Source organism: Ewingella sp. AOP8-B2-18, assembly GCF_052376015.1.
Taxonomy (GTDB): Bacteria; Pseudomonadota; Gammaproteobacteria; order Enterobacterales; family Enterobacteriaceae; genus Ewingella; species Ewingella allii.
The window spans coordinates 143,675-151,259 of the sequence record NZ_JBQSVB010000010.1 but is presented as its reverse complement, the minus strand read 5'-3'; the positions used below and the strand labels follow the sequence as shown (position 1 = coordinate 151,259).

Here is a 7,585-nt window from a genome sequence, read left to right as displayed (position 1 = left end):
TCAAATTGAATTGAATAATGCATGGAGTGTGATTAGAAGGAAAATCGTAGAGTATCGCGTATTACCATATATGGATTTGATTTCATGGGCTATCGAAAATGAGGCGGTAATTACTCACGGTGTTCTTGCCGTATCACTTTTCCCGGACGGAGAGAAAGATGGTTTTGCTATTGCTCAGACGATAAAACCCTTTGTTGAAAAATTAGTCGCAGATGGTTCTTTAGAAAAAATCAGAAGAGAAATATCTAAATAATAAAATTCTGAGCATAATGATGAGTAAAGTTTTACTGTCTTTCACACAAATGCTTGCATCGAAAAATTAGGAAATAATGTCCTCGAACAATAACAAACGAGGACATTTTTCTATGAACAACCAATCCTATGATCGCATTATCCGTGAAACGGAATGCCGACAGCTCACCGGTTTATGCCGTACTACGCGCTATCTAATGGAAAAAGAGAGTAAATTCCCTGCCCGGAGAAAACTTGGTGGGCGGGCCGTTGGCTGGATGCTTTCTGAAATCGTAGGATGGCAGCATAGCCAACCGAAAGTCACCGCAGATAAAACGGTGAGGTAGGGTATGCCAGCAAAAAGAAAAGCGACCTTGCAGGGCCGCCTTAATCACTTCTCAAATTTCACTAAAAATCATATCACACTGATCAATCAGGTCAGTGTGTGCAAATCTGCTCATATCTTTTCTAACTACGGGAAATCCCCGCAGTATCTGACCGAGGGTGGAATTTCCCCCTCGGTAACTGCGGCAATGGCGCGGTTCCCTAATGTGTTGCAAATCTGCAACTCGCTTCTTGCAGGGGGTATGCGCCATTGGCGCACACCTCTATCTCACAAGTTTTCGGGAGATCCCCAATCGGCGGAAAATTCCGCTGATACCAAGTTCGCTGAGAAAACGGCTGATCAGCTTTTTGGCTCGATGCCGCGTGCTTGCAGCTCTTTGCGGATTATTCGCTTTAACCAGGCAGATACTGTTTCATCTCCATCTTCCTTCATAGCCTTCTGCATAGATTCTTCTAAAGACGGCTCTACACGGAATGCAATTTGCTTATTGCCTCTCGGCATTTTAATGTTTGACATGTGTCTGACACTTGGCGTAGTTTGTATTGTGTCTTGCAATGTACATCACATGTCAGACACTTGTAAAGCAACGAAGCCCGGAAGTGCGTCAACACTAACCGGGCCTCTTACCAAACCGTTATTCGAGGTAACAGTTATGGCTGGATCACAGCATACCCAAACTCATCCTAAATTCACATGGCGTTTTCTGGCGCTTAGTGAAACTACTCGCAATGTCATTCACATCACCGCCACTACCGAGCGCGAAGCCCGTGATCAATCACCGGCTGGCTGCGTCATGGTATTCGCTGGCCGTCTGCCGTTACAGGGGGGATCCCATGTCTAAGTTGAACATGCTGGATGTGCCTAATGAGTTGAGAGGCATCGAAACCCTATTGGCCGCATCACTTCTTATGAAAGGCCACGATGAAGGGGAACAAGAGACGGCTATTTCTCTGGTCGATATTGCCCTGATGAGACTGCGCGAAATGGCTAGCGAACTTGACCAGCCAGAGGGGAAAGCCAATGCGTGATATTTACCATGCTGTGGTTGGTAATTCTAATAATCTGAAAAGTCTCTCAGATGAGGCACTTACGGATTATAGAAATAGCTGTGGAGATGCTGCTTCAGGGATAGTTTTTGCTCTCACCACTCTGGGCTGCTTGTCTATGGAGGTTTGTGACAGCGATGAGTATTCGGACGAGGAATGCCGACGAGACATGATCGGCGTAGGAAGTGCCCTGCGACATTTGCCGCGTTTAATGCAAGCCCTCGATCAGAACCGTGAGAACGCCGATTACGAATTAAAACGCCGGGAGGCAACTAAATGATCAGCCCATTGAAATTCAACGAGCTTGAGAAACGTATTGCTGCCCTCGAACTGGCGCTGACCGCGATGGTTCGTAAAGACGCCTGCCCTGAAGGTATGGCTCCTCTAACGACAATGGCGTCTGAAATGGGGATTTCTACCAAGAAGGCCGAAGAACTGGCGCGCAATAGCGGTGTGATGATCGTTCGTCATGGAGCGAGCTATGCGGTACATGAGGCGAAGTTTAGGGAAGCGGCATTGCTGATCATCCGCGCAGCGAAGCGGAAATATGGCAGTAAGTACTGGTATCACCCCCTGATCGGTAAATTCACCATGTCTATGAGGCCGAATCTATGACAGTAGAAGCCAAAAAAAGGCTAGTAATGTCAGACGCCTTGTTTACATGTATTTATCAGTGGGTAAACGGCCACCCACTTGAGAAAAAAGATACTGAGGCGGCTATCGCTCGCCACAAAGACATCTCGACTAGTCACGGCGCATTAGCTAAACGCATGGCCGAGCTGACTGTGGAAGTCGCTACTTATGATTGGTTGTGTGACCAGGGTTATTTGAATACCGACCAAGAAAAGCAGCGTGATAAACGCGTATCTCTGGTTCAGGAGTTTATTGATGCTAGCGAATTAAAATCGCTGCTTTGCGATTCCCTGCGGATCAACAAACTATTTCCGCCAGAACAGCCTGCTTTGAAGCATACCAGGCTGCCTTTAAGTATTGGTTCTACGGGGTTCGATGCTCGTCAGGATTATGCGATTAAAGGCTATCTGCCGGCCAATTCCCTTTGCAGCATATATGGGCCGAGCGGTTCCTATAAATCCTTTCTTGCCGTGTCGTGGGCTTGCCACATTGCGACCGGTAAACCTTGGGCTGGCAAGCGAGTTGTGAGTGGTGCTGTTATGTATGTTGTTGGTGAAGGTGGGGTTGGTGTCCCGCGCCGGGTTAAAGCATGGGAAATGGCTTACAACAATGATCGACCGGTAAACAGTCTATATCTGGTTAATCGGCCTGTTTTCCCCGTCCGAGAGTCCGAAGTGAAAGAGGTTCTGATTGCCGCTAAACAAATTCAGGCTGAGTGTGGACAGAAGGTCGAGTTGATTGTTTTCGATACGCTGGCGCGTTGTTTCGGCGGCTCAGATGAAAATGATGCGCGTGATATGGGGGCATTCATCGAGGGTTGTGACTTCATCAAGAGAGAAACAGGCGCTACGGTGCTGGTGGTTCATCACTCCGGTAAAGATGAGGCTAAAGGGGCGCGTGGCTCCAGCGCATTCCGAGCCGCATTAGATGCTGAATTCAATATTAAAAGGGAGGGAGACGCTAAGGCACTGGTACTGACCTGCACCAAAATGAAAGACTCAGAAGAGCCAGAATGCCATGCCTATGACCTGCGGACGGCTGAGTTATTCCATGATGAAGATGGTGAGCTGGTGACCTCCTTAGCCGTGATGGACACCCCGAGAGAGGTGCGCGAGGTTGATCCTGCGCTGGAAGGTCTGACCAAGCTGACGGATAACCATGTCGCTCTGTGGCAATGCGTCAGGTCACGTACGGCTAAAGGCGACCCATGCACAAAGGCCATCATCAAAGATGATTTGAGAGCGTTGGGAATTGACGCAAAAAACTTTCACAGATGGCTGGCTAAGTTGGGGAAAGAAGGGGTTATTTCGATTGATGGAGAGAGAATATCTCCCGTGTCTGATGTGAGCCAGTAAGTGAGTCTATGTGAGGCAAGGTGAGGCATAACCCCTGCTTTGCCTCACTTTCTCCCTGTATACACAGACGAAGTGAGGCAAACCCCTGAAACCCGCGCCAGCACTGGCCTGAGAGCCTATTTCAAAAAAGGTGGTGAGCGCGAAGTGAGGAATCAACAAAGTGAGGAGTAAGTGAGTATGACCAAGAGAAAAACAGGTATCGATATTCTGGATATAACCCCCGCTTACAAGGGCACGATTGTAGAGGTTACAGATCGACGCACTGGTGAAGTTATTGCTAGACATGAAGTTATCAGTTGGGCCGAAGTTAATTACTGGTATGAGTTCTCGGATGAACCATCACGCAAAAGAATGGCGTGCGTAATGATAGATGGCGAAGTGAAACCTTTTGATCATCCGATCGGTACAACACAGGCTTGGATAGCTCCTTTAGAGCAATATCAGCATGTATTAAGAGAGAAAAAACATCATTAAAAGGAAATGATATGCCTATCACGATAAAAGAAATAATAGACCACAAAGACCATTATAATATCCACGACCTCGACACCATGCATACTGAAGTTTATCGCCAAGCATTAAAGGACGGTGCTTTTTTATGGATGGATCATCATGAGTTTGTGCGCAGCACTTTCTCCGAGGAAATATTGGCAACTAATCAGGAACAGTTGGATGCTCTTATTGAGCATTTGAAGGAGTATCGGAAGGAAATGCGTAAGCCACCTGAGTGGATGAGTGAAAAATAAAACCTAGGCCTGGATTATTACCAGGCCATCTATTTCATTTCAGAGAAGCGCGAGGAGGGCAGATGTTCCCGCGCCGACAATACTTGCTACAGTACTATTTTCTAATAACTGTCTAAGCTTGGATTTTGCTTGTTGATCGTTAGAGTCGGAAACTTTCTCAACCAATTCAGCAATGCTAATGCTTATAAGAAGATGGTTGTTTTCTCCTATTTGAACTTGCTCGCCTGACACGGATGAGATATTGAATGTATTTACACTATTTTTAGTCCGGTGAGCTTCGCTAGAAATATTTTCAACTGTTAGGGTAAGTAAGTGAGGGTGTAGAGTGCCTACATTCAATGTTCCATTTTCGGATATAGACAGATCTATGATTTTAAGATTTATCTCGCGGCAACCTACTTTTTGAATCAGGATATCTCCGAGCCCCACCTCTAGTTCGTTGGTAAAAGGGATGTCAACTTGGTTTATTCCTGCATTACGACTTCCCTTGAATTTTTTCCCAGAAAAAAAGAAAGTATCAGGATAAGCCATTTCATCAAAATCAAAATTCATAATTATCTCCTTTCAAGTGTTTTTTCGCTCAACATACCTTGTTCTAAAAGTAAATTTATTGTCATCTCAACATTTTCTTTTAATTCAAAGTGTTGTTGTTTCAGTATCGCTGCGTACATGATTAATGAATTGTTATGCGCATGAAGTCTATATTCATGTGTTGGAGATCGTGTTTCCTCATAAATTGATTCCCAATGCTCAACTTTTTGTACTAAGTCATTATTCATTCTAAATGAGTCAATCATTCCTTTTGCTAAAGTGTATGTCTTAATTATGTTTTTGCGGAGAGTATTATTATTTATACGTCCGATTAAAAAGCTATTTCCATGATAGACGGTGAAAAAATCACTTACGAGAGGGTAATAGAAAGCTAATGGTTGCCCGTCCTCCAAAGATTCTAATTTACATCCCATACCTTCTTGATATCGACAAAAAATAGTTTCAAGTTCATCATGGAGTGCTTGGAGTAGGCTGCTAATAATTAGCTTCTCATTATCTTCTGCTAGATTTTTTTGGTGCTTATGTGCTTCCTTAGTTGCTTTTAACGAGTAATAACCAGCTATCACGCCGCCTGCCATAGCGCTTGTTAATGTAATTATGAATGTCAAAATGTCCGACATTTGGGATTGTTCCTTAAGTTGTGTGAGGGTATAGACTACATCTAGTCTTGTATGATTTGTAAATTTTTTGTTTGAATTAGTTCACTATCGTTTAGCTTTAACTTTCTATATTTACATATAGATAATCATGTATATGTTAAGGGGTGACACTCCGACGGGAGCCGTCACTTTAGCCGTTTAACTCCCACCTTTCCGCACTGGAATTCTGTTAAACGGCTTCATCAATGAATTTGGTTTCCCGTCTGTAATCACACTTACACGGAAACCGTACATGAAAAAGCTACTCGAATTACGTCAAAAGAAAACCGAACTTGCCACGCAGATGCGTTCTTTGCTGGTCAAGGCAGAAGAAGAGAAGCGTAGCCTCTCTGACGACGAAACCAAACAGTTTGACGAACTCCGCACCCAGACCGACACCCTTGCTGCTGATATTTCCCGCTATGAAGCCATTGCCGACGAAGAGCGCAGCCAGGGCGGTAACGCAAAGCCGGATAATGGCGGTAAGAAAGTCACTAACGCTGAACTTCGTCATTACATCATGACTGGTGACACCCGTTCACTGTCTACCGGCGTTCCTGCTGATGGTGGCTTTACCGTGATCCCTGATCTGGATAAAGACATCATGCGCCAGCTCTCTGATGAGTCAGAGATGCGTCAGATTTGTACGGTGAAAACCACCAGCAGCAACGAATACAAAAAACTCGTATCTGTGGGCGGCGCGGCGGTAAATCACGGTGAAGAAGGTACCGCCCGTGATGAAACCGCGACGCCGAAGCTGGAAGAGGTCAGCATCAAGCTGTTCCCGATCTACGCCTATCCGAAAACCACGCAGGAAATTTTAGATTTTAGTGACGTGGACCTTCTGGGCTGGCTGACCGAAGAAATCAGCGACACCTTCACCGAAACCGAAGAAACCGATCTGGTAGCCGGTGACGGCACTAAAAAGGCAAAAGGTTTCCTGGCTTATCCACGCGCCGCTACCGCTGACAAAACCCGCCCATTTGGCACGCTGGAAAAAATGACATCAGCCGGTGCCGCTCCAACATCCGATGAACTGATCGACCTACTGTTCAAGCTAAAGAAGAAATACCGCAAAAATGCCGTATGGGTAATGAATTCCAATACAGCGGCTAGCCTGCAAAAACTTAAGAACGGCAACGGTGATTATATTTGGCGCGACGGTATGCAAGCCGGCGATCCCGATTCCTTGCTAGGCAAACCCGTTCACTATCTGGAAAACCTGCCAGACGCTGCCGCCGGTGAGCCTGTTTTGGCCGTGGGTGATTTCAAGCGTGGTTACTTCATCGTAGATCATGAAACTGGCGTTCGTACCCGCCCGGACAACATTACCGAGCCTGGCTTCTACAAGGTTCATACCGATAAATATCTGGGCGGTGGGCTGGTGGATTCGAATGCCATCAAGGTTCTGGAAATCAAGACAGCAGCCAAGTGATCCAATCGGGGGGCTACGGCCCCTCGGTTTCAAGGAGTCCACCTATGAAAGATACTGATTTTGAGATCCGCACAGCGACACTAAGCGCCAGCGATAAAAAGCTGGTGGGTTACGCCGTGAAATGGAATAGCCGCTCGGAAGTGCTGTGGGATGAGTTTGTTGAACAGTTCGCCCCTAATGCCTTCAAAGACAGCCTGGCTGCCGGTACCGACGTTCGCGCCCTGTTTGAGCATGATTCTACCGCGCTACTTGGCCGCAATACCTCCGGCACCTTGTCCCTTAGCGAAGACGCCACCGGCCTGCGCTTTGAGCTTACGCCGCCAGATACCCAATTGGGTCGCGATGTTCTGACGCTTGTAGAACGTGGAGATATTTCCGGCATGTCATTTGGGTTCCGCTCCCATAAAGATCAATGGGACAGCACGCAGCAGCCATATGTTCGTACCGTTATTGCGGCGGAACTACGGGAAATCACCGTTACCAGTATGCCAGCCTATCGCCAAAGCGATGTACAGATCGCCAAGCGCTCACTACTCACCCAACACCCAGAATGCGCTGATATTGCTCTGCGCTCTCACTGGGTCTACCTGGCGGGGTTGTGAT

Annotated in this window: 13 protein-coding genes; 11 read left to right on the top strand and 2 right to left on the bottom strand. The window is 46.6% G+C overall.

All coding sequences use genetic code 11. The features are described from left to right. The 9 genes from ACT3RR_RS18580 to ACT3RR_RS18540 form a co-directional block, all read left to right on the top strand. Positions 1 to 253: DUF6387 family protein (locus ACT3RR_RS18580; protein WP_496200901.1), on the top strand; the 253-nt coding region annotated here is incomplete at its 5' end. A 112-nt stretch (positions 254 to 365) separates the two neighbouring features. Further along, positions 366 to 578, top strand: coding sequence for an AlpA family phage regulatory protein (locus ACT3RR_RS18575; protein WP_496200900.1), 213 nt, complete (start codon positions 366 to 368; stop codon positions 576 to 578). Between the two features lie 504 nt (positions 579 to 1,082). Further along, a complete protein-coding gene (locus tag ACT3RR_RS18570) occupies positions 1,083 to 1,418 on the top strand; it encodes a host cell division inhibitor Icd-like protein (RefSeq protein ID WP_496200899.1) in 336 nt (111 codons plus the stop codon). After that, the gene (locus ACT3RR_RS18565) at positions 1,411 to 1,605 is read left to right on the top strand and encodes a hypothetical protein (protein ID WP_496200898.1); all 195 of its coding nucleotides are present in this window, start codon (positions 1,411 to 1,413) and stop codon (positions 1,603 to 1,605) included. The genes ACT3RR_RS18570 and ACT3RR_RS18565 overlap by 8 nt, the downstream gene beginning before the upstream one ends. After that, entirely contained in the window at positions 1,598 to 1,903 is a 306-nt protein-coding gene (locus tag ACT3RR_RS18560) for a hypothetical protein (RefSeq protein ID WP_496200897.1), read from the top strand. The genes ACT3RR_RS18565 and ACT3RR_RS18560 overlap by 8 nt, the downstream gene beginning before the upstream one ends. Further along, positions 1,900 to 2,238, top strand: coding sequence for a hypothetical protein (locus ACT3RR_RS18555; protein WP_496200896.1), 339 nt, complete (start codon positions 1,900 to 1,902; stop codon positions 2,236 to 2,238). The genes ACT3RR_RS18560 and ACT3RR_RS18555 overlap by 4 nt, the downstream gene beginning before the upstream one ends. Continuing rightward, complete coding sequence (locus ACT3RR_RS18550) at positions 2,235 to 3,611, top strand: helicase RepA family protein (RefSeq protein WP_496200895.1); 1,377 nt, start codon at positions 2,235 to 2,237, stop codon at positions 3,609 to 3,611. Before ACT3RR_RS18555 ends, ACT3RR_RS18550 begins: the two co-directional genes overlap by 4 nt. A gap of 177 nt (positions 3,612 to 3,788) precedes the next feature. Next, entirely contained in the window at positions 3,789 to 4,085 is a 297-nt protein-coding gene (locus ACT3RR_RS18545; protein WP_496200894.1) for a hypothetical protein, read from the top strand. An 11-nt stretch (positions 4,086 to 4,096) separates the two neighbouring features. Beyond that, the gene (locus tag ACT3RR_RS18540) at positions 4,097 to 4,357 is read left to right on the top strand and encodes a hypothetical protein (RefSeq protein ID WP_496200893.1); all 261 of its coding nucleotides are present in this window, start codon (positions 4,097 to 4,099) and stop codon (positions 4,355 to 4,357) included. A gap of 39 nt (positions 4,358 to 4,396) precedes the next feature. Here the strand turns inward: ACT3RR_RS18540 and ACT3RR_RS18535 are convergent, their stop codons facing one another. Together ACT3RR_RS18535 and ACT3RR_RS18530 are read right to left on the bottom strand one after the other, a co-directional pair. Continuing rightward, positions 4,397 to 4,909, bottom strand: a complete 513-nt coding sequence (locus tag ACT3RR_RS18535) for a hypothetical protein (protein WP_496200892.1) — start codon at positions 4,907 to 4,909, stop codon at positions 4,397 to 4,399. 2 nt (positions 4,910 to 4,911) lie between these two features. Further along, positions 4,912 to 5,529: a hypothetical protein gene (locus tag ACT3RR_RS18530; protein ID WP_496200891.1), complete on the bottom strand. Its 618-nt coding sequence runs from the start codon at positions 5,527 to 5,529 to the stop codon at positions 4,912 to 4,914. A 271-nt stretch (positions 5,530 to 5,800) separates the two neighbouring features. On the opposite strand from ACT3RR_RS18530, the gene ACT3RR_RS18525 reads away from it, so the two are divergent. Together ACT3RR_RS18525 and ACT3RR_RS18520 are read left to right on the top strand one after the other, a co-directional pair. Continuing rightward, positions 5,801 to 6,982, top strand: a complete 1,182-nt coding sequence (locus tag ACT3RR_RS18525) for a phage major capsid protein (protein WP_496200890.1) — start codon at positions 5,801 to 5,803, stop codon at positions 6,980 to 6,982. A 44-nt stretch (positions 6,983 to 7,026) separates the two neighbouring features. Then, positions 7,027 to 7,584 (top strand): HK97 family phage prohead protease, encoded by a 558-nt coding sequence (locus ACT3RR_RS18520; RefSeq protein ID WP_496200889.1) that lies wholly within the window; start codon positions 7,027 to 7,029, stop codon positions 7,582 to 7,584. Position 7,585: the final 1 nt, after the last annotated feature.

What these genes read in the sequence shown, in the direction of transcription:
- ACT3RR_RS18555 (WP_496200896.1), top strand. Translation starts at nt 1,900, where the DNA reads ATGATCAGCCCATTGAAATTCAACGAGCTTGAGAAACGTATTGCTGCC.
- ACT3RR_RS18545 (WP_496200894.1), top strand. Translation starts at nt 3,789, where the DNA reads ATGACCAAGAGAAAAACAGGTATCGATATTCTGGATATAACCCCCGCT.
- ACT3RR_RS18535 (WP_496200892.1), bottom strand. Translation starts at nt 4,909, where the DNA reads ATGAATTTTGATTTTGATGAAATGGCTTATCCTGATACTTTCTTTTTT.
- ACT3RR_RS18560 (WP_496200897.1), top strand. Translation starts at nt 1,598, where the DNA reads ATGCGTGATATTTACCATGCTGTGGTTGGTAATTCTAATAATCTGAAA.
- ACT3RR_RS18525 (WP_496200890.1), top strand. Translation starts at nt 5,801, where the DNA reads ATGAAAAAGCTACTCGAATTACGTCAAAAGAAAACCGAACTTGCCACG.
- ACT3RR_RS18575 (WP_496200900.1), top strand. Translation starts at nt 366, where the DNA reads ATGAACAACCAATCCTATGATCGCATTATCCGTGAAACGGAATGCCGA.
- ACT3RR_RS18570 (WP_496200899.1), top strand. Translation starts at nt 1,083, where the DNA reads ATGTTTGACATGTGTCTGACACTTGGCGTAGTTTGTATTGTGTCTTGC.
- ACT3RR_RS18530 (WP_496200891.1), bottom strand. Translation starts at nt 5,529, where the DNA reads ATGTCGGACATTTTGACATTCATAATTACATTAACAAGCGCTATGGCA.
- ACT3RR_RS18520 (WP_496200889.1), top strand. Translation starts at nt 7,027, where the DNA reads ATGAAAGATACTGATTTTGAGATCCGCACAGCGACACTAAGCGCCAGC.
- ACT3RR_RS18565 (WP_496200898.1), top strand. Translation starts at nt 1,411, where the DNA reads ATGTCTAAGTTGAACATGCTGGATGTGCCTAATGAGTTGAGAGGCATC.
- ACT3RR_RS18550 (WP_496200895.1), top strand. Translation starts at nt 2,235, where the DNA reads ATGACAGTAGAAGCCAAAAAAAGGCTAGTAATGTCAGACGCCTTGTTT.
- ACT3RR_RS18540 (WP_496200893.1), top strand. Translation starts at nt 4,097, where the DNA reads ATGCCTATCACGATAAAAGAAATAATAGACCACAAAGACCATTATAAT.